This window comes from Chloracidobacterium sp. N, from assembly GCF_018304765.1.
Taxonomy (GTDB): Bacteria; Acidobacteriota; Blastocatellia; order Chloracidobacteriales; family Chloracidobacteriaceae; genus Chloracidobacterium; species Chloracidobacterium aggregatum.
Genome location: NZ_CP072642.1, coordinates 202,547 through 228,186, shown reverse-complemented (window position 1 = coordinate 228,186; position 25,640 = coordinate 202,547). Strand labels below are relative to the sequence as shown.

At 65.2% G+C, this 25,640-nt stretch carries 22 protein-coding genes; 3 read left to right on the top strand and 19 right to left on the bottom strand.

The genetic code is table 11. The features are described from left to right. Nucleotides 1–4: 4 nt before the first annotated feature. From J8C05_RS00925 to J8C05_RS00835, 19 genes are all read right to left on the bottom strand, one after another. Nucleotides 5–931 (bottom strand): hypothetical protein, encoded by a 927-nt coding sequence (locus J8C05_RS00925; protein ID WP_211422378.1) that lies wholly within the window; start codon nt 929–931, stop codon nt 5–7. A 128-nt stretch (nt 932–1,059) separates the two neighbouring features. Continuing rightward, nucleotides 1,060–1,800 carry a lysophospholipid acyltransferase family protein gene (locus J8C05_RS00920; RefSeq protein ID WP_211422377.1) on the bottom strand — a complete coding sequence of 247 codons (741 nt, stop codon included), beginning with the start codon at nt 1,798–1,800 and terminating at the stop codon, nt 1,060–1,062. A 66-nt stretch (nt 1,801–1,866) separates the two neighbouring features. Beyond that, nucleotides 1,867–2,328 carry an aspartate 1-decarboxylase gene (gene panD / locus J8C05_RS00915; protein WP_459543828.1) on the bottom strand — a complete coding sequence of 154 codons (462 nt, stop codon included), beginning with the start codon at nt 2,326–2,328 and terminating at the stop codon, nt 1,867–1,869. Nucleotides 2,329–3,022: 694 nt separating this feature from the next. Then, the gene (locus tag J8C05_RS00910; protein WP_211422376.1) at nt 3,023–3,532 is read right to left on the bottom strand and encodes a hypothetical protein; all 510 of its coding nucleotides are present in this window, start codon (nt 3,530–3,532) and stop codon (nt 3,023–3,025) included. Between the two features lie 30 nt (nt 3,533–3,562). Beyond that, complete coding sequence (gene panC, locus J8C05_RS00905) at nt 3,563–4,477, bottom strand: pantoate--beta-alanine ligase (RefSeq protein WP_014098701.1); 915 nt, start codon at nt 4,475–4,477, stop codon at nt 3,563–3,565. A gap of 124 nt (nt 4,478–4,601) precedes the next feature. Further along, nucleotides 4,602–5,102 carry an LITAF-like zinc ribbon domain-containing protein gene (locus tag J8C05_RS15605; protein ID WP_014098700.1) on the bottom strand — a complete coding sequence of 167 codons (501 nt, stop codon included), beginning with the start codon at nt 5,100–5,102 and terminating at the stop codon, nt 4,602–4,604. 21 nt (nt 5,103–5,123) lie between these two features. Beyond that, nucleotides 5,124–6,584 carry a DUF58 domain-containing protein gene (locus J8C05_RS00895; protein WP_211422375.1) on the bottom strand — a complete coding sequence of 487 codons (1,461 nt, stop codon included), beginning with the start codon at nt 6,582–6,584 and terminating at the stop codon, nt 5,124–5,126. A 21-nt stretch (nt 6,585–6,605) separates the two neighbouring features. Continuing rightward, on the bottom strand, nt 6,606–7,760 hold the full coding sequence (locus J8C05_RS00890) for a hypothetical protein (RefSeq protein ID WP_211422374.1): 1,155 nt from the start codon (nt 7,758–7,760) through the stop codon (nt 6,606–6,608). A gap of 650 nt (nt 7,761–8,410) precedes the next feature. Then, nucleotides 8,411–9,040: a carboxypeptidase-like regulatory domain-containing protein gene (locus J8C05_RS00885; protein WP_211422373.1), complete on the bottom strand. Its 630-nt coding sequence runs from the start codon at nt 9,038–9,040 to the stop codon at nt 8,411–8,413. Nucleotides 9,041–9,051: 11 nt separating this feature from the next. Then, nucleotides 9,052–9,714 (bottom strand): hypothetical protein, encoded by a 663-nt coding sequence (locus J8C05_RS00880; RefSeq protein ID WP_211422372.1) that lies wholly within the window; start codon nt 9,712–9,714, stop codon nt 9,052–9,054. Then, nucleotides 9,686–10,435 (bottom strand): adenosylcobinamide-GDP ribazoletransferase, encoded by a 750-nt coding sequence (gene cobS, locus J8C05_RS00875; protein WP_211422371.1) that lies wholly within the window; start codon nt 10,433–10,435, stop codon nt 9,686–9,688. The genes J8C05_RS00880 and cobS overlap by 29 nt, the downstream gene beginning before the upstream one ends. Next, on the bottom strand, nt 10,432–12,912 hold the full coding sequence (locus tag J8C05_RS00870) for an endonuclease MutS2 (protein ID WP_211422370.1): 2,481 nt from the start codon (nt 12,910–12,912) through the stop codon (nt 10,432–10,434). Before J8C05_RS00870 ends, cobS begins: the two co-directional genes overlap by 4 nt. Before the next feature lie 106 nt (nt 12,913–13,018). Continuing rightward, complete coding sequence (gene ptsP / locus J8C05_RS00865) at nt 13,019–14,761, bottom strand: phosphoenolpyruvate--protein phosphotransferase (protein WP_211422369.1); 1,743 nt, start codon at nt 14,759–14,761, stop codon at nt 13,019–13,021. Further along, nucleotides 14,751–15,035: an HPr family phosphocarrier protein gene (locus J8C05_RS00860; protein ID WP_014098692.1), complete on the bottom strand. Its 285-nt coding sequence runs from the start codon at nt 15,033–15,035 to the stop codon at nt 14,751–14,753. Before J8C05_RS00860 ends, ptsP begins: the two co-directional genes overlap by 11 nt. A 73-nt stretch (nt 15,036–15,108) precedes the next feature. Further along, the gene (locus tag J8C05_RS00855) at nt 15,109–15,522 is read right to left on the bottom strand and encodes a PTS sugar transporter subunit IIA (protein WP_058868364.1); all 414 of its coding nucleotides are present in this window, start codon (nt 15,520–15,522) and stop codon (nt 15,109–15,111) included. A gap of 182 nt (nt 15,523–15,704) precedes the next feature. Then, nucleotides 15,705–18,389 (bottom strand): HEAT repeat domain-containing protein, encoded by a 2,685-nt coding sequence (locus tag J8C05_RS00850; protein WP_211422368.1) that lies wholly within the window; start codon nt 18,387–18,389, stop codon nt 15,705–15,707. Then, complete coding sequence (locus J8C05_RS00845) at nt 18,382–19,629, bottom strand: ABC transporter permease (protein ID WP_211422367.1); 1,248 nt, start codon at nt 19,627–19,629, stop codon at nt 18,382–18,384. Before J8C05_RS00845 ends, J8C05_RS00850 begins: the two co-directional genes overlap by 8 nt. A 38-nt stretch (nt 19,630–19,667) precedes the next feature. Beyond that, a complete protein-coding gene (locus J8C05_RS00840) occupies nt 19,668–21,731 on the bottom strand; it encodes a tetratricopeptide repeat protein (protein ID WP_211422366.1) in 2,064 nt (687 codons plus the stop codon). Nucleotides 21,732–22,021: 290 nt separating this feature from the next. Beyond that, on the bottom strand, nt 22,022–22,984 hold the full coding sequence (locus J8C05_RS00835) for a B12-binding domain-containing protein (protein WP_211422365.1): 963 nt from the start codon (nt 22,982–22,984) through the stop codon (nt 22,022–22,024). 606 nt (nt 22,985–23,590) lie between these two features. Between J8C05_RS00835 and J8C05_RS00830 the strand changes: the two genes are divergently transcribed. Genes J8C05_RS00830 through J8C05_RS00820 form a run of 3 tightly spaced genes read left to right on the top strand, consistent with a single transcriptional unit; the run spans nt 23,591 to nt 25,636 of the window. Next, nucleotides 23,591–24,151 (top strand): tetratricopeptide repeat protein, encoded by a 561-nt coding sequence (locus J8C05_RS00830; protein WP_211422364.1) that lies wholly within the window; start codon nt 23,591–23,593, stop codon nt 24,149–24,151. Next, a complete protein-coding gene (locus J8C05_RS00825; protein ID WP_211422363.1) occupies nt 24,148–25,203 on the top strand; it encodes a polyprenyl synthetase family protein in 1,056 nt (351 codons plus the stop codon). The genes J8C05_RS00830 and J8C05_RS00825 overlap by 4 nt, the downstream gene beginning before the upstream one ends. A gap of 31 nt (nt 25,204–25,234) precedes the next feature. Then, a complete protein-coding gene (locus J8C05_RS00820; protein ID WP_211422362.1) occupies nt 25,235–25,636 on the top strand; it encodes an arsenate reductase ArsC in 402 nt (133 codons plus the stop codon). The last annotated feature ends 4 nt before the right edge of the window (nt 25,637–25,640 follow it).

Here is a 25,640-nt window from a genome sequence, read left to right as displayed (position 1 = left end):
GCCCCTACTGCAACGCGCCGGCGATGGTGAGAGCTTCCTGTTCGGTCAGGTTGCCGCTCAGGACGAACACCTGGTCGCCTTCCGTCCAGGCCAGCGTTGTTGCCCGCGCTGGCTGCCAGCGACGGTTGCGCCGTGGCGCTTCTTCAACGGCGTGCGGTGTCAGCAGAAAGCCCGGCTGCCCGCGCACGATGACCTGCTGCAGATCGTGGAAGCGGGCCGGGATGGGCAGCACGAAGGTCGAACGCCAGTCGGTCGTGGCGGCGACGCGGTGGGCGGCTTCGGCATCCATGCCGAGCATCCGCAGGTAGGCGTAGCCAAACGGCGTCAGCGATGTCCCTTCCGGCAGGCTGACTTCGGGCAGGCGCGCCTGCACCAGCGCGAACCGGTGTTCGTCGCCACGGGCAAAGCTGGTTTCCACGCGCCCGCCCAGCCGGAAAGCAATGGTTTGGCCGTCGAGTGAAGCCGGCAGCAGGGCGTCCCGCAGTTCGAGGAAGTCGAGCACCTGATTGGCAAAGCCAACGTCCACCTTGAAGCGCGCGCCGCCGCCGCTGGACGTGGCGCGCATGTCCTGCATGGTGACGCCCTCCGGCAACCACGCCGGCGTACGGATAGCCATACCCGCCACCTGACCGGCTTCCCTGGCTGAGTTCACCCGCGCGGACCTGACCTTCGGCTCTGCGACTTCGACGTTTTCAGCGACGAGCGCCGGCAGGTCAAACTTCGACTGTACCCGGTTGAGGCGCTCCCGCAGGGCGGTCATCTGCTGGTCATCGAGACCGATGGCGACGACACGCGGCAGGCGGAAAGCGTCCAGGAAGGACTGTCCGACGGCGCGTACCGTTGGGGAAAACAACGCGGCCGAGACGAACACCCCACCGACGGCAGCCGCCCACCAGACCGGGCGGCGGACGGAAAAAACGCCTTCAGACATTGGCTTTGGCTCCTTGCTGGCAACGGAAATCAGGCTTCTGAAGCTGGTTTCTGTATGGCACGGATGGGTTGCCGGCGCAAGCTTTCCGGCCTGTGGGCCGGGTAAAGATTTGTTCATCCGGCATCTGTTCAGGCGGCACGCTTTCCGGTCAGCCGGGCGACGACGGCAGCGTAGCGGTCGCTGATGGAGGGTTGCCCGCGCAGCGCCAGGGAAAATCCTTCCGGGCGGCGTTCCCAGACGGCATCGCGCAGGGCATCCATGCGTTCGGTCAGCCGGGCTTGCAGATGGCAGGTCAGCGCGGTGATGTCGTGGACTTCAGCGCCACGGATCAGTTCACCGGGACCGAAATCGAGAAACACTTCGGGGCGCGGCTGGTCGTGGAACTCGTAGCGGATGGCGGTCGGAACGGCGATGCAGGCGGTTGTCCGGCGCAGGATGTGGGCTGCGCCGGGCAGAAAAGTCAGGGGGCGTTTGTCGGGCGGGACGATTTCGCCCTGGGGGAAAATCCACAGGGCGGTTGAGGGAGCCGCCAGGCGTTCACTGGCATAGCGGATGGACCGGGCTACGTCGCGGGCATCGGCGCGGTTGACGGAAAAGCCGCCCATCCAGCGGAAAAACCGGAAGGTACGGAGGGTGGTTTCTTCGCCCATCATGTAGCCGTCGCGTCCGGTACGGCGGACGACAAAGAAGGCCAGCAGGGGGTCCCACCATCCCGGATGGTTGGCGTAGATGAGCAGCGGCCGGCGTGGTTCGGCGGTGAACACGTCAACGCCGCGCCACCAGACGGCGTGGAAGGCGCGGCGCAGCAGGTGTTGGTTGTAGGCGTGGACGACGCGCTGAAAGAGCGGTGAAGGCTGGGCCGGCAGCACGGGCTGGAGCGTGACCTGGATGCTTATGGAATGCCTATGCTTTGAAGCGCCTGTGCTGTGGAGCGCCTACGCTTCGGGCAGCGGGCGGTTGTGGGCATCCACCTTGACGACGCGGGGTTTGAGGTGGCGGGCTTCTTCGTCGGTAAACAGCCCGTAGGAAATGATGATGACGAGATCGCCGGGCGTACCGAGCCGCGCGGCAGCGCCGTTGAGGCAGATGGTGCCGGAGCCGCGTGGGCCGGAAATGGCGTAGGTCTCGAAGCGGGCGCCGGTGTTGATGTTGACGACAGAGACTTTTTCGTTGGGGAGGATGTCGGCGGCATCGAGCAGGTCCTGGTCAACGGTCAGGCTGCCGGTGTAGTTGAGGTTGGCTTCGGTCACCGTGGCGCGGTGAATTTTGGATTTGTGCATCAGGCGGAACATAAGCGTTTTGCGTCCGCGCGCTGTTCCCGGATGTGTGGGGCGCAGCGCGTACTGTAGGGAAAATCGGCTGGGGAAACATAGCGGAATCCGGCGTGTGTCGTGCATGTTTTTCTTGCCGGGAGCGCATGCGTCCCTGGGAGCGCGGGCGTCCCGCCCGCGTGGGCATTGGGCATCACACGATTCGGGGGTTGAAATCCGTCGCGGGTTTGAACCCACGATGGATTTCAGGCGTCGCTACGCGACGCGGGGCGATGTGACACCGTTTTCCCGGCGTTGAAACGCCGGGCTAAATTCAATCGTCGCTAACGCGACGCGCTTGGGCGCGCGGGCGTCCCGCCTGCACGGATTGCGCGACGTATCGGACGCCCCCTGCCGGTGGCATTCATCCGTCGCTACGCGACGGGAAACAATTGGGGGCGACGTGATCCGTGGGTTGCCCCCCCGAATCCGTGGGTTGAAACCCACGGCTAAATTCAGTTGCCGCTGACGCGGCATGGTTTCCCACTTCGCGGCCCGTTCCCACTTCGCGGCCCGTAGGTATTCCCACCCCGCATTTCCGTGGGCATCCCCAAATCTTCATCGTTGCGTACGGGCAGCCACCACCCCGCCAGGTTGCCCCCCTCGCGCAGGGAAAACGTGCCGCATCGGCCCGCGTCGCGTAGCGACGGTTGAATTTATTGGAATCTCCATCGTCGCGTAGTGACGCCTGATTTTAGCCGTGGATTTCAACCCACGGATCGCGGTGATGCCCCCATTCCCATGCGGGCCAATGCGGGCGGGACGCCCGTGCTCCCGGCAATCAGCGCAGGAAAATATCCACGTAATCGGTCACGCCATCACACGGGTTGTCCATCTGCTGCAACCGCCAGAAACGCCGCTTCCCCTTGATGGCAAACGTCATATCGCCTTCGCGCAGGCATGGCTCGCCACCGTTGATGTGGCTCACGCGCGTGACGATCCTCCCCCGAAAGTCAAACGTCCGGTCCTCAACGCGCGTCACAATGCCATCCACCTCGACGAAATCCCCGGTCCGACGGTCGCGCTGCGCCCCCTGTATCACCAGCAGCCCCTGCCGGTCCGTCACCGTGAGATCACCGGACTTTTTTGGCTCAAACCAGCTTATCCACTGCAACTGGAGCTTGTGCTGCCCCAGGAGCTGGGCATAGCCCGTCCGGCTGTTGACAATCGTCCCCTGCCGCCCTTCCCCCGTGCGGTCCGCATCCTGAAGCCCCATACCCTGCGCGCCCACCCCAACCGCCAGCGCCAGTGCCCACACGACCCCCATCCACCGCAACCGGCTTGTTGACATGATGTTTCTCCTGCGATGACCAATGAATGGCTACCTGGCGCGGCCAGGCACGTCCGAAATGTCCAGCGGGTCGGGCGCTGACGGCTCCGGTTCAGGACGCGGCGGCGTCAGCACTACGCTGTCAATAAGGCGCGTCCGGCCAAAGTGCGCGGCAATGGCCACCAGCGCCGGTTGGGTAATCTCCGTGATGGGTTCCAGCGTCTGAGCATCCACAACCTCAACGTACTCCACCTCGGCCAGCGGCTCCGTCATAAGCTGCCCGTGCACCCGCTCCCGAATCACCGCCGGATTCGTTTCCCCCGCCGCAAACAGTTCCTGCGCCAACTCCAGCGACCGGGGCAACACCACGGCCGCGCGCCGCTCTTCCGGCGAAAGCCGGGCGTTGCGCGAACTCATCGCCAGCCCGTCGGCTTCCCGTACCGTCGGGCAAAAGACCAAATCCGGCGGAAAGTACAGGTCCCGCGCCATCTGCGCCACCACGCGGCACTGCTGATAGTCCTTCAGACCAAAATAGACCCGGCGCGGCAGCGTAATCATCAGCAGCTTCGCCACGACCGTCGCCACGCCGCGAAAGTGTCCGGGACGATGCCGACCACACAGCGGTTGCGAAACCCGCGTCACCTCCACAAAGGTCTGTGCGTCGGGCGGATACATCGCCGCCGCACTCGGCATGAACAGAATGTCCACGCCAACCGTGCGGGCAATCTCCAGGTCAGCCGCTTCATCGCGCGGATACCGCTCGAAATCCGAAGGGTCGTTGAATTGCAGCGGATTGACGAAAAGCGACACCACGCACACGTCATTTTCCTGCTTGGCGCGCCGCATCAGGGAAACATGACCATCGTGGAAAGCCCCCATGGTCGGCACCAGCCCGATGCGAATGGCTTTGTCCCGCAACGTCAGCGCCGTCTGCTGCATTTCGTGCGGTTCCCGAATGATCTTCATCGCAGTCCCCTCTCCACAAGCTTCAGGCGTCACCGGCAAAACCAGTGATCATCGGCATCCGGCCAGCATGACGGCGAGACATTACGCAGCGCGTTGCACCGGCGCAAATGGTTTTTTCGGCAACTCACGCCAGCCGCCGGCCGCAGTTGCGGCACCGGAGACACTCTTCCTGAAACAGAAAACCAACCCAAAACAGCGGCCAGCACAACAACAGCAGCAGGGCGAAAATGACCCACCCGGCCGGTGACGTGCGATAGGTAATGCGCGGCGGCAGGGTTGTCCGGCAATAAGGACACGCAAAACCGCCAACCACCACCACGGGCTGAACCGGCAGCGGATGTGCCAACGGCGGAGACACCGGCGGCGGCAACGGCATTGGCGGAGGAGCCGCCGTTTGCGATGCACCGTATGGCGAACCGTATGGCGGCGGCAGCGGCTGTTTGTGTGGCGGTGGTGCAGGCTTCGGCGGTGGCACTGACGGCGGGGGCGGAGCTGGCGGCGGACCGGACGGCGCAACCCCAGCCGAACCCAGGTAACTGGGATACTCAAAGATCGAAGCCCCGCAGCGCAGACACCGGCTGGCAGCCGTTTCATTCACCTGTCCACAGTTGACACAGACAATCATGACTGCCCCCCGGACGTAGCCTTACGCCTCTTTTTTCACCTTGTTTTCCGGTTTCAGATCATCCGCCGGCCGCAGGTCATCGAAGCTGATACGCGCCAGAACCGGCCCGCCGGCCGGCAGGCCGTTCCACGCAAACACCACCTCCGGCGCTGGCTCCCGCGTCGGCAGGTTCGGCGCACTTCCGGTCGCGGAGACTTCCCGCCGTGGCTCGACCACCGCCAGTATCCGCAGCATGTCGTGCAGGTGACGTGGCGTGTTGCCAAACTCGGTGGCCGCCTCCGGTGTCACCAGCCGCACCAGCACCCCGGACTTGACCAACCGGTTCAGCAGCGACGCCGCCTGGGTCACGCCGGTTTCAAAGGCCGCCAGCTCAGCATCGCTCAAATCACGCGCCGGACGCGGGTCAAACCGCACCGTCACCCGGCGCTCATCCTCGCGCAGACGGTCACGCACCATAAGCCGGCGCGTTTTCGCCGTGGCCTTCCAGTCAATGTCGCGCCGCCGGTCGCCATCGCGGTACTGCCGGATGGCGTAGAGGTCCGCCCCCAGCCCGCGCCGGTTCGTCTCCCGCGCCCCCAGCGCCTCCGACAACGCCTTTGGGACGGAAACCGCTGCATCCACCGCCGGATACACCACAATCGTCCCGGAAGCTGCAAAACGGCGCGTCTTCTGCAGAAAGCCAAAGGGAAACTTCGTCGTCACCGTGAAACCCGTGATGTTGTACTGACCACGCGCCGGAAACCGGTGCTCGATGGTCTGGCGTACTCTGGCGCGCGGCCCGACGATGACGAAGTGAACAAGGTTGTCCAGTTTTGCGGCTTCCACCCGGGGCCTGTCCTGCGGCTTGTTCTGTGGCTTGCCGCCCCATGGCCACCACCGTTTGGCTGCGGCCTGGGCGGTCGTCCGCGGGCCAGCCTTCTGTGACAGCCGGACGCCCACAGTCAACGACATCGAAGGCACAAGGTATTTCTGATTGGCAACGCTCACCTCCAGCACCGCCGCCTGTCCGGCGTGGATGTGCTCCGGGAAGCGCAAACCCACCGTCAACCCACGCAACATGCTTTCGGAGACAATCCCCGACGCCACGATGACGCTGATGAGAATGGCAAAAATCAGGTACAGCAGATTGTTGCCGGTGTTGAAGGCCGACAGCGCCACAACCACCGTCAGCAGTACAAAAAAGGCCGTTTCCTGCGTCGGAGCATAGCTGATGTCCAGGCGGGCCAGCTCCATACGGACGCGGCGGGCCAGCTTGGGAACGACATACAACCCGGCGAGGGCAGCCAGGACGAGCGACAGGATAAACAGCCACTCGGCAAGCCAGGCAAGGTAGATAGACAGGAGCTGGGCGAGAAAGGCCAGCGCCAGAGCCAGCAGCGAGCCGCCAAACAGCAGGCTGGTGATGACAAACGTGATAGCCGCGCTTTTGAGTTCCGCGCGAAATTCAGGCGAAGCGAGGCGCTCGCGGAAAGTTGCCAACATGTGAATCCAAAGGCGTCGGATTCAGGCCGCCTGCGAGCTGTCGGCTTCCGGCAGCAGCGCACGAATGGCGCGGACGACCCGCTGCACGTCGGCTTCATCCTCAAAGGCCAGCATGACGAGTTCATAGCCGGTGTAAATGCACACCAGCCCGTTGCCAAACAGCCAGACCGTTTCCAGAACCGGATTGCCCCCCAGCACGATGCTGATTGGAAACCCCACGATCCGTCCCGGTGAAAAGATTTCCGCCCAGAGCGCCGTCCCCAGGGCGACGTTGAACGCCCCCAGCAACGGCGCGCCCACGTAGCGCGCTGCCTTCCGCTGAAAGGCAACCCGCGCCTGCGCCGCTTCGTCCAGCCTGCCTTCGGCCACCAGCCGTTCCTGCTCGCGCAGAAAGCGCATGTAGCGTTCTGCAAGCTGCTTGGCCCCATAGGCGGCAAGACCACTGTGAAACACCCAGTGCCGCGACTGCCCCAGAATCACCCGGTCAAGCCCCGGAAAGGCCGCGCCCAACCGGAAACCCAGCAGCAGGGACAACCCCATCACCGCCGACGTACCGGGATTGGCCACAACCCACTCCCGCGCCTTGCGGTAGCCGTCGCGGGTTTCGACCGTCGCGTGAAACACGCGCGAACCAAAGTTGTAGGCCTCTTCCGCCCGGCTGTAGTACTTGTGCGCCGTCTCCCGCACGGCATCAAACGCTTCACCGGCCCGATCCACCACCTCGGAGGCCTTCTCGCCACCGGTACGCAGGGTCTCCGCCCCGACTTCGGTCACTTTGTCGGCCACCTTTTCTGCCGCCTGTTTGAGGTTTTCCGTCACGTGGTGCTTTTCATCGAGGTTCCTGAACTCGTCGCGTACCGTCTCCACCACCCGCGCCATGGTGTCCGTCACGGTCTGCGCATCGGGCAACCGCTCTGAAACTTCCCCGACGGCCTGGGTAACTTCCTGCACCACTTCGCTGACGACTTCCGGCGCGTTTTCGGCAGCCCGCTGAAAGCTCGCCGAAAGCTGTCCGGTTGCCCGCCGGACCTCCTCCGTCAGCTTTTCGGTCTGCTCGACCGTCTTCTCGACGGTTTTCCCGATGGCCTCCGACAGTCCCAACTGCGCATCCACTTCCTCGGCCTTGCGCTGGATTTTGCGTCGCCACTCACTGAAACGGTCGAAGTAATCCGTCATGACGCACCTCCCTGCCGGACTGTCCGGCCAAAATGCGGGCAGGATGCCCGCGCTCTCAACTCATCTGCGGGCAGGATGCCCGCGCTCCCAGGCTCGTCGCGTAGCGACGGTTGAATTTAGCCGTGGGTTTCAACCCACGGATCACATACGCCCCCAACCCCCCCCGTCGCGTAGCGACGGTTGAATCCGCCCGTTGGATTCATGCGGGCAAGGATGCCCGCGCTCCCAGCCATCATGCGGGCAGGATGCCCGCCCTCCCAACTCATCATGCGGGCAGGATGCCCGCGCTCCCAGGCTCGTCGCGTAGCGACGGTTGAATCCGCCCGTTGGATTCATGCGGGCAGGATACCCGCGCTCTCAACTCATCACGCGGGCAGGATGCCCGCCCTCCCAGACTCGTCGCGTAGCGACGGATGAATTTAGCCGTGGGTTTCAACCCACGGATCACATACGCCCCCAACACACCCCCCGTCGCGTAGCGACGGTTGAATCCACCCGTTCGATTCATGCGGGCAAGGATGCCCGCGCTCCCAGGCTCGTCGCGTAGCGACGGTTGAATCCGCCCGTTGGATTCATGCGGGCAAGGATACCCGCGCTCTCAACTCATCACGCGGGCAGGATGCCCGCGCTCCCAGCGCGCTCCCAGGCAGTCAACGCCTGAACATCACAGCGGTCACCTGCAAAGCCACCGCCTGGTTTTCCGCGCCGCGCAACTCCACTTTCTCATCGGTAATCCTGAGTGAAAAGCCGCCGGCCGCCGTCACACGCATTTCATTGCCGGCCGGGAGGCGCACCGTCAAAGCCGGCGCCGACTCACAGGCAAAGGTACACGAAAGCGTATCGCCGCCCTTGGTGATGAGCGCCTTGCGGTCGCCACAAGGCATGTCCAGCTTGTTTTTACGGTACTTGACGCGGGCACGCAGCGGTTCGACGGTTGCTGTCAGGTCATCCCGCAGAACGGGCTGGAACGCCGTGTGAAAGTACTTCTCCCGGTAGTCCGGGTGACTGAAAATCAGCTCAAAGTCGCGCAACTCCCGTCCGGCCGACACCTGAAGCGTGTAGTACCCCTCGGCATCGGTCAGCGTCCGGTAGTCGTCATATTTCGTCCGTATATTCACCTGGGCGTTGACCAGCGGTTGCTTTGTCTGGGCATCCAGGACCCGCCCGCGCACGGTCAGCGAGCCGGCCGCCACCGAAAACTGCGCCGGCGCTTCGCCCGCGCCGCTGCCCAGCACCAGCCACCCCAACCCCATCAGGGCGAATACTCGTAAAGGCTTCATACCACGCACACTCACTCCTCCGGTGCGGACGACGTTACCACATCCGCTGCTGGGAGTTCGATGCGCGTCACGGTGCGCGGACTCGGCCCGCGTCGTTCGACTTCCAGCCAGAGAGTTCCGGCCGGGAGGTCGCACCGGGCGCGTGGTATCTCGAAAAACAGAAAGCCATCGGCGCGCTCTCCGGCGGCCACAGTGCCCGTCGTCGGAAAGCACGAGTCGGTGTAGCGCTGGCGAAACGTCTGGTAGCCATCCACACTGTAGGCGCGGATGCCGTAGGACTTCATCAGCCGCTTTTCGGATTGCCGGACGGACAGTAGCTGCCAGGTTTGTCCCGCCGCATCACGCAAGCGGAAGCGGAAGGCGTTGAGGTCTAGTGGTGCGGCCGTGCGTACGTCCAGCCAGACATACACCGGCAGCATCCCGGCCGTCAGATGATTGGCGTCAAAGCGGTCCACGAGTTCGTTGCCATCCCAGACGGCACGGGCGCGCAGAACGTAATCGGTTTCCGCAACGGCCACGGCCCGGGTTTCAGACACCGGCGGGTCCGTTTTGGGACGGACGCGAAACGGCTCACGGGCGCAGGCAGCCAGCAGCAGCCCCAGCAGGGCCGCGCCCAGCCGCCAGCGCCAGCCGCCGGATGCCGATTCACGGCCGAAATGCAACCCACACGCCATAGACCAGAAGTTCACACGTCTGACAGACCGCACCCAGCGCATCGCCGGTAATCCCACCCAGCCAGCGCCGAAAACGAAAGGCCGCCATCATGACGAGTACCGCCGCCAACGCCAACAGCAGACTGCCCAACCAGCCGCCCACGCCGAGCACGATTGCCCCGCCGGTCAGCAGCGCCCCCAACACATGCCGCCCCTGGAGCGCCTCGATGAAGCGTCCCTTGCCACCTTCAGCCCGCGCATAAGGCTCCTGCCACGCCAGCCAGACAATCGTCATCCGGGCCAGACATGGCGCAACCATCACCGCCCGGCACAGCGACTCCACGTGCTGAAAACTCCGTAGCGCCACAAACTGGGCCAGAACGGCCACCACCAGCGCCAGCACGCCGAACGTCCCGATGTGCGGGTCCTTCATGATGGCCAGCCGCTGCTCTGGCGACCAGCCGCCGCCCAGCGCGTCCACCGTGTCGGCCAGCCCGTCGTAGTGCAATGCCCCGGTGACGAGTACCGTCGTGGCAATGAGCAGCAGGGCCAGCGCATCCGGCGCAAGCACCGGGTGCAGCACGAGAATGAGTGCCGCCTGCCCCGCGCCCAGCAGCGCCCCGACCAGCGGGAAAAACACCATGGCAGCCGCCAGTGTCCGGCCGTCCGGGTGCGCCCAGGCCGGTATCGGCAGGCGCGTCAGGAACGCCACCGCTGCCAGAAACAGCCGCAGGACGGTCACGGATGCAAACTCACCAGCGTGGCCCCGTCTCCGCCCTGCCGCCGGTCGGCGCGGGCAAAGCTTTCCACGTGCGGGTGTGTCAGCAGAAAGGCTTCCACGGCCTTTCGCAGGGCCCCCGTGCCAATGCCGTGAATGACCCGCACCTGGGTGAGTCCGGCCAGCGCGGCGCGGTCAAGGTAGCGGTCAAGGGCATCCGTGGCTTCATCCGTCGTCAGCCCGATGAGATTGATTTCGGAGGGCACCTGCCCTTCCAGCGTCACGTCGTGCATGGCCACCAGCGTTTGCCGCGCCGGGGGCGCGGATGGTGCCGGCTGGGACTTCGTCGGCGGGAGCTTGGCCAGGGTCGTCGCCGGCACTTTCAGACGCAAAGCGCCACTGGTGACGGTCACTTCTTCGCCGGAAATGGCTTCAACCTGCCCGACCGTCCCGAAGGCCGTGCGGACGCGGTCGCCGGGACGCAGTTCCGCCGCCGTCCTGACCGGCTGTGCCGTCAGCGATTCCGCCACCAGCGCCCGCTGCGCGGCTTTGGACTTCTGCGGACGCCGTGCGGCCACTTCGGCCGCAAGCGAGGGCTTGTCCAGTGGCTTGTCGGCCGCGGCGTCGGCCTTGACCTCGGCCGCCGTGGCTTCCAGTTGGCGAACGGCCTCCCGGCGCAGACGTTCGCGGGTTTCGGCCTCACTGATGCGCTCCAGCAGCGATGCCAGCCGCGCTTCAAACGCCGTGGAAAGTTGCTGTACGCGGGTCTCGAAATCGGCCTGCCGGGCGGCATCGCGCGCCAGAAACTCCTGTTCGAGCCGGGCATAGCGTTCGGCCAGCGCGGCGCGCTCTTCGTCCAGCGCGGCAGCGGCGTCACGGGCTTCCGTCACCCGGCGTTCGAGTTCGGCGACATACTGCGCCAGGATGACCTCCCGTTCGCGCAGATAGCTCTGCGCCTGTTCAATCAGCGCCTCCGGCAGGCCCAGGCGGCGGGCAATGACCAGTCCGCTCGAACTGCCGACGGCGTTCAGATGAAGCTGATACGTCGGCGTCAGGGTTTCCAGATCGAAGGCCACAGCGGCGCTGATGACGCCCGGCGTCGAATCGGCATAGATTTTCAGGGCGTTGAAGTGGGTCGTCGCCAGGACGTAGGCCCCGCGTGTCCGAAAATGCTCGATGAGCGCCTGCGCCAGCGCCGCGCCTTCGTCCGGGTCCGTACCTGTTCCGGCTTCATCGAGCAGCACCAGTGCTGGCGGCGTCAACTCGGCCGCCACCCGGGCCAGTTTGGTGATGTGGGAAGAAAACGTCGAAAGGTTTGCCACCAGCGACTGCTGATCGCCAATGTCGGCGTTAACCTGCCGCAGCACCGGAAGCTCGGCCGCCTGTGCCGGAACGTGCAGCCCCGACTGTGCCAGCAGGACACACAATCCGACCGTTTTGAGCACGACCGTCTTGCCGCCGGCGTTGGCCCCACTGACAACGAGCGCCCGCTGCGCGGCATCCAGCGTCAGACTCAACGGCACGACTTCGCGCCCCTGCGCCTGAAACGTCAGCATCAGCAACGGATGCCGCGCGGCCGTGAGCTGAAACCGGCCGGTTTCCGAAACCGTTGGCTCGACGGCGCGCAAACGCTCGGCCAGACGGGCTTTGGCCACCACCAGGTCGAGTTCGCCCAGCGCCGTCACCAACGCGGTCAGGCAGGACTGCCGGTGACGCAACTGCTGCGTGGCTTCCTGGAGCAGACGCAGGACTTCGGCTTCGATCAGCTCCTGCAGGCGGGTGAGTTCGTTGTTGAGCGGGATGGCGTCGAGTGGTTCGACAAAAGCCGTCATGCCGCTGCCCGACATCCCGTGGACGACCCCGGCCACCCGTCCCCGGTGATCATCCCGCACCGGAATGACAAACCGGCCGTGGCGCTGGGTCACAATGTCGTCAGAAAAAACGCCTTCCAGGTCGGGGCGGCGGAGCAACCGCTCCAGCCGCCGTTGCAGGCGGTCGCGCTGGACCTGCTGTTCCTGGCGGAGGCGCTGCAACTCCGGGCTGGCCCGTTCATCGAGCTGTCCGCCCGGTGCCACGATGCGGCGAACCTGCGCCAGGGTGTCCCGGAAATCGGGAATCGTCTCGGCAATCGCGCCGAGCCGTGGAAACCGCTCCCGGTGCGGGCGCAACGTCGCGCGCAGATGCAGCCCCGCCTCCATGGTTCGCGCCAGCGCATGGATTTCGTCCACGGTCAATGTGGCATTTTCCAGCCGCAGACGATCCAGCAGCGGGCGCACATCCGGCAGTTCGCCCATTCCGAAGCCCCCCTGCTCGGCCAACCAATGGCGTGCTTCCGTCGTCAACCGCAGCCGGTAGCGCACTTCAGACGGGTCGGCGCTGGGCAGCAGGTCGCGCGCCAGCTCGCGCCCGTAAGGCGTTCGTGTCTCACGCGCCAGATGTTCCCGGATGGCATCGAAATCCAGCGTCTCGAAATCGGCAGTAAAGGGCGTCCTGGATGTCACCGTGACCCGTCCGCAGGCAAAGGTTGGTGTGACTTCTGACGAAAACCGGGCGCGCTGTCAACGCCCGGAAGTCCGACGCTGGCGGCGCGAGGCGGGCCGCCGTCTCTCAAGGTTTGAGGTAGGTTTGCGCGCAGGCTTCGATGGCGTGGGCCGTATCAAGGGTCAGCGCCTGTGCCATGAACTGTTCGGCATCCCGGACGGACAACCGGCGCAACGTGGACTTGAGCTGTGGCAGGGCGGCTGGCGACAGGCTGAACCGGCGGATTCCCAGACCAAGCAGGGCGAAGGCACAGACCGGCTGGGCCGCCATCTCGCCGCACATCGTCAGTGGTTTTTTGGTTTCCTGCGCCGCCCTGACAACCAGGTTCAGACTCGCCAGCACGGCCGGATGCAGCGGTTGCTGCAAGTAGCTTACCCGCTCGTTGCCCCGGTCACTGGCCAGCACGTACTGCACCAGATCGTTGCTGCCAATGGAGAGAAAATCGCTTTCCCGCGCCAGACGGTCGGCAATGAACACCGCGGCCGGCATTTCAATCATTGCTCCCAGTTCGAGCCGCCGGCGGAGCCGGTCGTCTGCGCCCAGTTCGCGGCAGACCGCCGTGAGCAACTCGCGGGCAGCACGCAACTCGGTGATGCAGGTCACACGGGGGAGCAGAATCCGTACGCGCCCGCTCGCCGCCGCGCGCACGATGGCGCGGAGCTGGGTTTTGGCAACGTTTTCGTGGGCCAGCCACCACCGGACGCCATGGAGACCAAGGGCCGGATTCGGTTCCACGATGCGCGTTTCGCCCGGCAGGGTGTCGCTGCTGAAATCAAACGTCCGAATCGTCGCGGTGTGGTCAGGTGAAGCGGTAATGACCGCCTGATAGGCCGCGCACTGGGTGTCTTCATCCGGCAGGCTGCTGGCATCACTGGAAACGATGAACTCGGAGCGAAACAGCCCAATGCTCTGCGCCCCACACCGTTCGACGCCGGGGAGTTCCGACTGGATTTCGACATTCGCCAGCAGGTGACAGGCGATGCCATCGCGTGTCACCGCCGGCAGCCGCGCCACACTCAGCCCGTCCCGGCGCAGACGCTGCTCGGCGGCGCGGCGTCCCAGATACACGGTCTGGGTTGCCCGCCGGGGATGCAGGATGACTTCGCCGTGCGAGCCATCCACGATGCAGGCGGACCCTTCAGTCGCCTGATTGAGGGCTTCCTGAACGCCAAATACCGCCGGAATGCCAAGGCTGCGTGCAATGATTGCCGTGTGCGTCATCACGCCGCCGGTATCTGTCACAAGTCCGTTCAGGTTCGTCGGATTCACCTCGGCCAGCATGGTCGGCAGGATGTCGTCGGCAAAGAGAATCGAAGGCGTATCCAACTGCGGCATGCGCATTGGTTGGCCTGACAGGATGCCAATGAGCCGCTGACCGACATCCCGGATGTCGTCCCGGCGCTGCGCGAGGTAGGCGTCCTGGATGTTGTCGAAGGACGCCAGCAGGGACTCAACCGCACGCTTGACCGCCCACTCCGCATTGATGCGGTGCTGGCGGATGTTGTCCTCGATGGCCTGCGTCAAAACCGCGTCATCAAGCATGAGAATGTATGGATCGAGCAGATAGGCCGAGCCATGTCCGACCTGTTCCCGAAAATGGTGCTGGACGCTTTCCAGATGCCGGCGGGCGCGCTGCATGGCGCGTTTGACGCGCTCGATTTCGAGTGTTACGCGGTGCGGCAGCACATGGATGAACAGCGGCGGGCGGGTCTGCGGCACGAGGCGCGCCACCTGCCCGAAACCAACGCCGGGCGAGGCGGCCAGCCCCGTGAAGTGCCGTTCGGTGTCGGTCAGTGGATTAGAAGACATGGGAGGACTCCTGGCCTTCGGAAAACAGCGCCACAACAGCCGCCATTGCCGCCGCTTCATCTTCGCCTTCGACGCGGATGACGAGCGGTGTTCCACGCGCCGCGGCCAGGAACATCACGCTCAGGATACTTCCGGCATCCACAAAGTTCGGATCATCCGCCCGGCGCAGAAGCACCCGGCTCTTGAACTGATTGACGACAGTCACTAGACGCGCCGATGGACGCGCATGCAGCCCCAACGGATTCGTCACCGTGACCAGACGCTCAAGTGGCATGGGGACCTTTCGACAATGCTGCGGAAAGCAAGGAAAAATGGAGAGCGATCAAGCCGGCCCGGATGGCGGAGACTCAACTTGTCCGCATCTGCACCAGCTCACTTGCCAGATGAATGTTCTTGCGCCCCTGTTCCGTCACGCACCGGGCAACGTCGAGCAGTGACCAGTCAGGGGGCGCCGTCGCCAGCTTGATGACCATCGGCAGGTTGACGCCGGTGACGATTTCCACCCGTACCTGCCCGCTGTAAGCCATGACGAGGTTGGTCGGCGTACCGCCAAACAGGTCCGTGAGAATGAGCACGCCACCCCCCTGATCGGCTTCCGTAATGGCGCGCTCGATGACTCCCTGCGCCATCTCCACATCATCGTGCCAGTCAATCGAGACGGCGCGCACGTGGCGGATGTCGCCGACAATCATTTCTGCGGCGTGGAGCAACTCCGTCGCCAGTTGTCCGTGAGTGATAATGACGCCGCCAACGCGGGGCATGGTGACCGTCCTGTGTTTTTTACGGGAAAGTTACGCGGCCGGAAGCCGTAACCGGTACCGGTCATAACGCAGCCGGATTCCCATCGGCAGAGCGTTATGACATTTGCGTTTTGTAACACATGTGCGACGTATCAACCAAGCCACCGGCAGCGTGTGACGGCAACGCCGGGGCCGTGTTTCGCTTATGGTTCATCCGGCAACGCAGCCAGCGCCTGCACCGCGCGTTCATCCGATTGCCGCGCCAAGCCCTGGCGTGCGGACTGGCGTACAAGGGGTGACGCATCGCGCAGGCCCTCCAGCAGCAGGGGCAGCGCATCAGGATGCCCGTCGGCCCCAAGCCGCTGAAGCAGCAGCGCCCGAATGGCTGGCTCGCTTCCGGCCACGGCCTGACGCAACACGGCCCGCCCGGCGTCACCACAGGCGAGCAGCGCATCCACCAGCTCATCCGGGGCAATGGTGAAAGCCCCGCTCTGGCGGGCCAGAAAGGGCGCCAGGGCGGCGACATCGCCGATGCGTCCCAAGGCTTCCACAGCGGCCGAACGAACTTGGCTTTCCGCATCGGCCAGCCCTTCCCGCAAGACCAACTGGCTTTCCCGGTTGGCCGGAAGCCAACCCAGAACGCGCATGGCATCGGCGCGCAACCGGGGCTGTTTCGACCGGGCGCGCTTCATGGCCCCTTCCCGCGCCGCTTCACCGAAGTCGGCCAGGGCGCGGACGAGCCACCACCGGACGGTAAAGCGGGTTTCGGCGTCCAGGCGCTGCCAGAGCAACGCCAGCATGTCTGGGTCCGGATAGCGCCGCGCCAGCGCCGCCGCCAGGGCACGGGTCTTCGGGTCGGGTGCATCGAGGGAGCGCCGCAGCTCATCCCGTATGGATTCGGGCGCCAGTTCCTGCAACGTAACGTAAGCGCCATACCACCCACGCGGGCGGCTCTGGCCGAGGGCTACCGGCAGCAGCGTCTCTGGCGCAACGGCCAGTTTCAGCAGCGATTGGCGGGCGTGAAACCGCACGAGCGCGGAAGGGTCTTCCAACGCCGCGGCCAGGGCCGGCGGAATGCGTGCGTCCTCCCAGGCATCCAGACTGTGTGCCACGGCGGCGCGGACCCGCCAGTCCGGGTGCTGAAGCGCCGCCAGCAGCGGTGTCACGGCCGACGGGGCTTTTGTCCGGGAGAGCGCCGCAACGACCTTTCCCACCACGGCCGCATCCGGGTCGCGCAGCAGCGGCAGCAGCGCGGCAACGGCGCGCTCCTCTCCAATCTCGCCCAGGGCGCTGACCGCCTGCATCCGCAGGGCTGGCTCCCGGGCCGACAGCAGACGTACCAACACCGGAACGGCATCTGGATGACGCAGGCGACCCAGTGCTGCCACGGCGGCCAGGCGTACCGGAAGTGGCTCCCCTTCCTGCGTCTGCGCCGCCACGGCCGGCAGCGTCGCAACGTCACTGAGCCTTCCGAGAAGCCGCAGTGCCTCAGTACGCAGGTTTGTGTTCGGTGCATTCAGCACAGCCACCAGGCGCGCAGGCGTCATCCCCAGACGCGCCAGGGACGCGGCCGCCGCCGACCGGACGCGCGGCACATCATCGTCCAGGACATCGAGCAACAGTTCGACCGCCCGCACGTCCTGCAACCGCCCTAACGCTTCGGCGGCGGTGCAGCGCGTCGCTTCATCCCCGGACAACAACGCCTGGCGGAGAAGGTCAAAGGCCCGCAGGTCGCCGAGTTGTCCAAGCTGAACTGCCAGCGTGACCCGCGCCGTCGGCGTCAACGTCGGCGCGGCCAGCCGGGCCGCCAGCGCCTCCGGCGTGATGCCCAGTTTTTCCAGAGCCTGTTCGGCGAATGGCAGCCGTGCCTGCCGGGCCACCAGCAGCGCCGCCGTCACCACCTCCCGGTCAAGGGCTTCAAGTGCGTCCAGGTAGGTCACTCGGGCCGCCGCCGGTAGCTCCGCCTTCAGCCGTTCGATGACGGCCGCCACGGTTTCTTCTGCCGGGCAGCCTCCCAGCGCTGTTACGAGGACGTGACGCACCTCGGCATCCACATCGGGCAGGACGTTCAGGGTTTCCGCGATGGGCATCTGCGCACCGTATGCCGCCCAGGCCCGCGCTGCCGCCAGCCGGGTCTCCGGCGCTTCCGAGCGCAGGGACTTCAGCAGGATGGCTTTGGCGCGCATGTCCGGCCGTTCCGCCCAGTCGCTGAGAAGCTGCAACCGGGTTGGCGCATCGAGACGGTCAAAGGCTTCGATGACGCGCCGCCCGGCAGCCTGATCTCCGGTGCGGTACTGCGCCACGGCGATGAGGCGGTCGAGTTCCTCATCCTGATCCAGCCAGTCCGCCAGCCGGGAGGCGCAGTCCGCCAGGCGGAAGACGCCAATCTGGCGGGCAACAATGCACTTTTCATCGCGGTTCAGCGGTTGTTCGAGCGCCGTGGCCAACACCGGCGCGACCTGGGCGGCCGTAAAACCTCCCAGGGCGGCCAGGGCCACGGTGCGCAGCGTGCCGGCCGGGCCCGTGGCGGCCCGGGCCACCGGCGGCAACCCGGCCGGGTCGCCAATCTGCCCCAGCGCCACGAGCAGCCGCGCCTGATTGTCCCAGTCTTCACGGTAGAAACGCGCCAGCAGGGCCGGGACCGCCGCTGTGCAGCGTTGCCGTCCCAGAGTCTGGATGGCGCGGGCGCGGACGTACCATTGCGGGTCATCGAGCGCAGCCGTCACCTCCGGCGCACAGGGGGGCGCGGCGGCCAGCACCGTCGCGCGCGCCAGCCAGTCATCGGGCGGGGGCGACGTTTGCGCCGGAGCTTCCAGGACCAGCCAGCCGGTGAACCCCACCACCAGCCAGGCTGCGAGCTGAAAAGCGATGTGCCGCCGGCTACGCATGGCGCAATCCCTCCACCGGGTTGAGGGTGGCAGCCCGCCAGGCCGGATAAATCGTGGCCAGCAGACTCACACTGAGCGCAACGCCCAGCACGATGCCCGTATCGAGCAGCGAAAAGCGAAAAGGTACGGACGCGATGGAGTACATCCGGGCATCGAGCTGAATCAGGTCGTAGCGGTCACAGATAATGGCCGTGGCGGCGCCCAGCAAACCGCCACACAGCGCCCCCGCGAGTCCCAGCGCCAATCCCTGCGCCAGAAATACCAGCAGAATCGTGCGCGGCGTCGCTCCCATGGCGAGCAGAATGGCGATGTCGCGGCGTTTTTCCGTGACCAGCAACATCAGGGTCGTCACGATGTTGAGCGCCGCCACGAGAATGACCAGCCCGATGACGACGGCAAAGGCCAGGCGCTGAAGGTTGAGGGCGGCAAAGGCCGTCCGGTTGAGCGTGGCCCAGTCTTCGATGACGTAGTCGGGGCCAAGCCGGGACTGGAGCACCGCGCCCACGTCACGGTAGGCGCGCGCGTCATCAAGCATGACCTGGATGACCGTCGCCGGTGTCTCCTCACCCGTGAGCTGCCGCGCTGCGTCGAGGGAAATGTAGGCCCAGGCGGCGTCGTACTCATACAACCCGGACTCAAAAAAACCCACGACGCGAAAGGTGTAGGTCGTCGGCAGCCAGCCAAAGGGCGACAGTTCCCCACGGGCGCCGGGGGTCAGGGCTTCCACCAGATCGCCAATGCGCAGTCCGGCTTCCTGCGCCAGGCGTTTGCCGGGAATGATGCCGTCGAGCACCCGGCCTTCGGGGCCGCGTGTCGGCTGAAGGTCTTTCAGGTTGGTTCCCGGACAGAGGGTGCGGGTGACTTCAAGTGTTTCCGGCGGCTCCGCAAGGTCAACGGCTTTCAAAACCCCGGCGGCCGCCCGCGAGCCGCTCGTCAGCAGCACCTCCCGGTAGGTCGTTGGCGTGGCGGACCGGACGCCCGGCGTCTGCTGAATCTGCGCCTTGAGGCCGTCCGGGTCGGGCAGCGGACGCCCACCCCGGCGCAGCACATTGAGATGGGCCGTTCCGGCCAGGATTTTGCCCTGCAGCTCGGATTCCATTCCGCTCTGGAAGGCGAGGACAACGGTCAGCGCCCAGACACCAACGGTGATGCCCAGCACGGCCAGCCCAGCCGCGACGGACAGCGTTGCGCGGCGGCGGGCGCGAAGATAACGCTGTGCAATGAACCAGACGTAGCCCACAGTTTCAGACCCACGGTTCCATCCCTGCCGGGTCGGGGTTACTGGGTTTCAGCCGTTTGTCCGCGTTGCAGTTTGGCGTCGATCCGGTTGATGTCCTCCGGGTCCGTGGCCAGGCTCCGGGCAATTTTCCAGTGCCGCCGGGCGCCTTCCAGATCGCCCAGGCGCTCCAGTACGTCGCCCAGGTGGTCGTTGAGGGTGGCGTTGCGCCGGTCGTAGCTGAGGGCCTGCTCGATGTACTGCCGGGCCAGATCGAGGCGGTTTTGTTTGAAATAGACCCAGCCGAGGCTGTCGAGAAAGGAGCTGTTCGTCGGCTCGATGTTGACTGCCCGCTGGACAAGGGTCAGGGCCTCATCGAGGCGCTCGTTACGCTCGGCGAGGAAGTAGCCCAGGTTGTTGAGGGCGGTGGGGTTGTCCGGGTCGAGCGCCAGCGCGGTGCGCAGCAGTTGCTCAGATTCGGCATACTGCTTGCGGCGTTCGAGAATGGAGCTGAGGGTGACAAGGTAAGCGATGTTTTTCTCGTCGTAGCGCACGGCCTGGCGCGCCAGGCGTTCGGCATCCTCGAAGCGGTTGGCGTCGCTGAGCACGATGGCTTTCATCTGGGCGACTTCGCCGGCGTCGTCGGCCTCTTCGGCAACCCTGGACAACTCTTTCAGGGCCTGGTCAACCTGTCCCAGGCGGGCCAGCACCTGGGCTTCGAGGTACACGAACTGGCGCTCGTTGGGAAAGCGCTGCCGGGCGGCGCGTGCGGACTTGAGGGCTTCTTCGTGCTTCCCTTCACTACGCAGCGACTCGATGAGCAGCAGGTCGGCCAAGGTGCTTTCACTGCCGAGCAGACGGCGCATACGGTCGTAGGTCGCCAGTTCCTGATCGAGTTTTCCGGCAGCCTTGTAGGCGCTGGCCATGCGCATCAGGATCAGTTCCGCGCGCTCCCGCTGGCTTTCGCTCACGGAGTTGTCAGGATTGGAGACGCTGCGCAGGGCCGCTTCATAGGCCGCCACGGCTTCTTCAGTCCGCCCCAGCTCCACGAGGGTTTCAGCCAGGGCATACTGCTGGGCGAGCGTTTCGGTCACGTCCTGTCCGGCCAGCGCCTGGCGGAGGGTTTTGACGGCCTCTTCGCGCCGGCCGCTGCGCCGTTGCACCTGGGCCAGAATGGAGAGGGCTTCGGGATGGTTGGGGCGTTCGGAGAGGACGCGCTGGACCTGCTGCTCGGCTTCAGGGTAGCGTCCGCCGCGCATGAGGGCTTCGGCGTAACTGAGGATGAGCCGCAGGTTGTTGCCGTTTTCTTCGAGCAGTTCCTTGAGAACGTCAATGGCCTCGGCGGTTTGGCCGGCGTACAGCAGGGCCTGTGAAAGCTGGTAGCCCCACTGGGGGTTTTCGCCGCTCAGGGCATAGGCCTGGCGGGCGGTGTTGGCGGCGTCCCGGTAGCGCCGCTTGCGGAAGTACAGCTCGGTGGCGGCGGCGAACTCTTCGGGTCCGCCCTGATTGGCACCAATGAGTTTGGCGTAGGCGGAGAGGGCATTTTCGGTATCGTTCAAATCGCGGTAGAGCCGGCCAAGCAACCGGTACACATCGAGATTGAGGGCGTCCAGTTTGGCAACGGTTTCAAAGGCGGCAACGGCTTCGCGGGCTTTTTCGCGGTTGAGTGCCGCGCCGCTGGACTGGAGAAAGAGCACCCGTCCGAGCAGCCAGTGGGCCATGGCATCTTCGGGGTCGAGCGCCACGGCCTGGCGGGCGTGATATTCGGCATCCCGCAGGTTGCGTCCTTCCAGGTACAGATTGCCCAACTCGACGTGTGCCGTGGCGGCCGTGGGGTCAAGCGCCAGCACTTCCTTGAAGGCGGTGATGGCGTTGAGCGGGTCGGCCTGGGCAATGTAGCGCCGTGCCTGAAGGAACTTTTCGTAGGCCTGGATGCGCTGCTCACGGGACACTCTGGCCGGCGCCGGGGCGGCGGCTGGGGCCGGGGCGGCGGCTGGGGCCGGGGCGGCGGGCTGGGGCTTCTCGACCCGTGGCTTGGGTGATTGTTGGGAAAACGCCGGGGCCGCAAGGGAACCGACCGTGAGGCAGCAGCCTGAAAGCAGTAGGGCAAGGCGTGAAGCTGGCATGGCGGTGAAACTCCAGAAGTGCGCAGGGAGAAGCCTATGACTCATCGTACGCCTCCGGCGAGGCGCAGTTGCAGTCTGTAAATCTAACCGACTTGCCGCCACATGGGAATGATGGCAGGCAGTCTTCGGCTGGATATTCTGCCCGGCCCGCACGGGCGGGACCACCAGCAGCCGCCCGCCGGGGATTGCAACTGGCCGGGGATTGCAACTGGCCGGGGATTGCAACTGGAAGGGCGCCGGCATGAGACGCTGGCACGTGAGCAACCCGCACGGCTTGGCGTACGGCTTGGTCAGGTGGCGACCGCCGGTGCGGGGAATTCACGCCGCAGGTAGTCAAGAAAATCCGTCAGTCCTGCCGCCCGGTAGTCGTGAATGAAAATTTCCCGCACCTGCGGATCGGCAAACGCCGCGCCGCCAATGACAATCCGCGCCCCGTGCTGCCGCACCGTATGGTAAAAGTCTCCGTAGTCGCGCCGCAGCCGCTCCAGATCGTGCACAATCGTCGCCGAAATACACACGAGTTGGGGTGAAAACCGCCGGACGGCATCGGCAAACGAAAACAACGGCGTGTTCGGCCCGAGCGACAGCACCCGCCACCCTTCCACTTCCAGCACTTCCATAACCAGATGCAGCGCAATTCCGTGCAGGTCGCCCTCCGGGCAGCCGCACAGCGCCAGCCGCCCGTTGAACGGCGCACGCGGCAGTTGCCGGTGCAGATGCTCGGTCACCGCCAGTGTCACCTGCGACGCCAGGTGCTCTTCCCAGATGTTGAGTTCACCCCGCCGCCACCGCTCGCCAATCAGGTGCAGCACCGGCGTCAACACGTGCTCCTTCAACGCCACCACCGGTATCCCGCTCCGGTAGGCCCGCTCCAGCACCGCCACACCGGCCAGCTCATCGCCCGCCACGGCCGCTTCGTAGTACTGCGCCTGAAGCACCGCCCAGTCGCGCGCCGCCAACGCCTGATCCAGCGACGCCGTGACCGCCGCCGCTTCATCGGACACCACCGACACGGCGCCGGACCCGGACTGCCCGCCGTGCCGCAGCACACCACCGGCCCGCTGAAAATCCAGCAACGCCTGCGGCGTAAAGCGCCGGTGTCCGCCCGGCGTCCGAATGCAGGCCAGGACGCCGCTGTCGCTCCACCGCTTGACCGAGGACTCACTGACGGCCCACATCCGGGCCACCTCGGCGGTGGAATAGGTCTGTTGTGCGGTGGTGACAGGCTGGATGGTGTGTTTTGAACGCGGCACGCCGGGTTTCCCAATTCCGACAAGAGTGAACGTTTTGAACGTTTCCAATCGGGAACGCGCCTACTCTACGCCGCGCAAGGCATTTGGTCAAGCTGTCCCAACTTTCCCGCCAAGCCCACAAAATCTTGATTTATATGCCATTTGAACCAAACACCCCGGACCGGACACATCCCGCCCGGAAAAAGTTTTACAAATTGACTTGACCGCTTTGGGCGTTTTCCATATTCTTCCGTCTGTGAGCGACCCAAACACTGCCGTGCAACGGTGACACGGCCCGGCGCTCAAAGGTATTTGCGGGCTTGGCGCGCATCGCTCTTGTTTGGAGGCTTGGAACGACGACTCCGGGGGGAGTTTTCAAGTCTCTTGACGCTTGGGGGGTTGCGCTGCGCGTCAAAACTTAGGGAGTCGGGACAACCGACACGAGCCGGGCCGAGGATGGGTGCACGCCCCCTCGGCCTTCCGTTTGAGTCCGACCGCCGGGCAGTCCCCGGTCAGCAACCCACGAAGCGGCGCCCGGTGGCCTTGGCTGGCTTGGTACATCCAGCCGGCTTCATATAGGATGGCGCGACACGTTCCCGCATCGCCAGCGTACAAGAAGGCACTCTCATGACAACTCTCAAGATGCGAGCCGTGACGGTCATCACGCGCATTGCCCTGCGCTACCCGCGTTTCACCTGGTGGGTGGCCCAGCGGATTGGGCCGTGGGTGGTCCGTCGTTTCTGGCAGGCCCGGCTGGCCGCTGAAGACCAGGCCGTTGCGGTGCTCACGCAGGAACTCCGCCAGGCGACGGCCGGGGACGACACCGACTGGCAGGACGTTCAGGCCCTGGGCGAGCTGTGCATCCGCCAGCGCGCCTATGCCGAGGCCGCCCAGCACTTTCAACGGGTTGCCAGCGCCGCGGAAGACCGCGAGCTGCGCCGCTCGGCCGCTGCCTGGCTGGGACGCGCGCTGGAATATGCCGGCGACCGGCACGGCGCCCACCGGGCTTACCACGCCTATCTGCGGGATTTCCCGGAAGTGGGCTCGTTTGAGCGGCAACGGCTCGAACGGCGCCTGGCCGACCTGAACGTATCGCCCAAGGTTTCAGATGACGCCCACCCCCTCCCGCCCAGCCTCCCGGCGGGTGAGCGTCCCAGTCGAATTTCTGTCGGGAGACGCCCATCATGACACATGTGCCCGCCAACGCGGTGCCGACCACCAATGGATTGTCCATCGTACCGCCCAGTCTTTCCCTGCCGCTGTCCTTCACACCGCTTGTCGAGCGGATTCAGACGGTTGCCCACCTCGTCGAGACGGCAATAGCCGAGGACTTGAGCGAAGTCACGCAGCCGGAACTCCGGCAGGCGGTCATGCACCTCTTTGACGGCAAGGGCAAACGGCTCCGTCCGTTTCTGGTCATCACCACGGCCGAGGCCGCGGGCGGCACGCTGGAAGAAGCCCTGCCACCGGCGCTGGCCGTGGAGTACCTGCACAATCTCTCGCTCATCCACGACGACATGATGGATGGCAGCCCCGAACGGCACGGCCGCCCCACGCTCCACACCCGCTTCGGGCTGAATCTTTCCCTGCTGGTCGGCGACCTGCTCTATGCCAAAGCCGTCGAGCAGGCTTCCCGCATCCGCCACCATGCCCTGCGGATGGTGCACATCCTAGGCCAAACCGCCAAACAGATGTGCTACGGGCAGTTCGATGACCTCTACTTTGAGCGCCGCCCGGATTTGACCATTGAAGACTACCTGCGCATGGCCGCCCGCAAGACCTCGGCGCTGTACCGGGCAAGCTGCATCTTCGGGATGCTGACAGCCGACGCCGACGAAGCCGACCTGCAGGCCATGGCGACCTTCGGGGAGAACATCGGCACAGCCTTTCAAATCTGGGATGATGTGCTCGACCTGCAGGCCGACCCGCTGCGCCTCGGCAAGCCGCTCGGACTCGACATCCGTGAGGGCAAAAAGACCCTCATCGTCATTCACTTTCTCCAGCATGCATCACCCGCGGCCCGCCGTCGCTTCCTGGAGTTGCTGGGCAAACGCGATCTCAATGGAGAGCTGCCCGAAGCCATTGCCCTGCTCGAGGAAACCGGCTCGATTGCCTTTGCCCGTGACCTCGCCATCCGTTACCTGGTGGACGCCAGGCAGCACCTGTCCGTCCTGCCGGCCGGGCCGCACCGGAAGCTGCTTGACATGTACGCTGACTTTATGCTGCAACGGCGACACTGACGCACGGCACTGACAGCCGGGGGACAACCGCATGAAGAAGGTGCTGTTTTTGTGTACCGGTAACTCCTGCCGCTCGCAGATGGCGGAAGCCATCGTCAATGCCCGGTATGCCGGTGAGTGGCAGGCGTTCAGCGCCGGCACCCGGCCTGCCGGCTACGTGCACCCCAAAGCCTTGGCCGTGCTGGAAGAAATCGGTATCCGGCACGCGGGGCGCTCCAAGCATGCCGATGAACTTCAGGATCAGGACTTTGATCTGGTCGTGACCGTCTGTGACGCGGCCGCCGAGGACTGTCCGGTATGGCTGGGGACGGGGCGGAAACGGCACCACAGCTTCTTTGATCCGGCCCAAACGGACGATCTGGCTGACTTTCGCCGCGTGCGCGACGAAATGCTGGAGGCCATTCCGACCTGGCTGCAGAACGTCCAGCCGTGAGGTT

Coding starts and splice junctions, on each gene's coding strand:
- J8C05_RS00850 (WP_211422368.1), bottom strand. CDS start 18,389: ATGCGTAGCCGGCGGCACATCGCTTTTCAGCTCGCAGCCTGGCTGGTG.
- J8C05_RS00840 (WP_211422366.1), bottom strand. CDS start 21,731: ATGCCAGCTTCACGCCTTGCCCTACTGCTTTCAGGCTGCTGCCTCACG.
- J8C05_RS00925 (WP_211422378.1), bottom strand. CDS start 931: ATGTCTGAAGGCGTTTTTTCCGTCCGCCGCCCGGTCTGGTGGGCGGCT.
- J8C05_RS00885 (WP_211422373.1), bottom strand. CDS start 9,040: ATGAAGCCTTTACGAGTATTCGCCCTGATGGGGTTGGGGTGGCTGGTG.
- J8C05_RS00825 (WP_211422363.1), top strand. CDS start 24,148: ATGACACATGTGCCCGCCAACGCGGTGCCGACCACCAATGGATTGTCC.
- panC (WP_014098701.1), bottom strand. CDS start 4,477: ATGAAGATCATTCGGGAACCGCACGAAATGCAGCAGACGGCGCTGACG.
- J8C05_RS00890 (WP_211422374.1), bottom strand. CDS start 7,760: ATGACGGATTACTTCGACCGTTTCAGTGAGTGGCGACGCAAAATCCAG.
- J8C05_RS00820 (WP_211422362.1), top strand. CDS start 25,235: ATGAAGAAGGTGCTGTTTTTGTGTACCGGTAACTCCTGCCGCTCGCAG.
- panD (WP_459543828.1), bottom strand. CDS start 2,328: ATGCACGACACACGCCGGATTCCGCTATGTTTCCCCAGCCGATTTTCC.
- J8C05_RS15605 (WP_014098700.1), bottom strand. CDS start 5,102: ATGATTGTCTGTGTCAACTGTGGACAGGTGAATGAAACGGCTGCCAGC.
- J8C05_RS00895 (WP_211422375.1), bottom strand. CDS start 6,584: ATGTTGGCAACTTTCCGCGAGCGCCTCGCTTCGCCTGAATTTCGCGCG.
- J8C05_RS00855 (WP_058868364.1), bottom strand. CDS start 15,522: ATGCCCCGCGTTGGCGGCGTCATTATCACTCACGGACAACTGGCGACG.
- ptsP (WP_211422369.1), bottom strand. CDS start 14,761: ATGTCTTCTAATCCACTGACCGACACCGAACGGCACTTCACGGGGCTG.
- J8C05_RS00830 (WP_211422364.1), top strand. CDS start 23,591: ATGACAACTCTCAAGATGCGAGCCGTGACGGTCATCACGCGCATTGCC.
- J8C05_RS00910 (WP_211422376.1), bottom strand. CDS start 3,532: ATGTCAACAAGCCGGTTGCGGTGGATGGGGGTCGTGTGGGCACTGGCG.
- J8C05_RS00880 (WP_211422372.1), bottom strand. CDS start 9,714: ATGGCGTGTGGGTTGCATTTCGGCCGTGAATCGGCATCCGGCGGCTGG.
- J8C05_RS00860 (WP_014098692.1), bottom strand. CDS start 15,035: ATGCCACTTGAGCGTCTGGTCACGGTGACGAATCCGTTGGGGCTGCAT.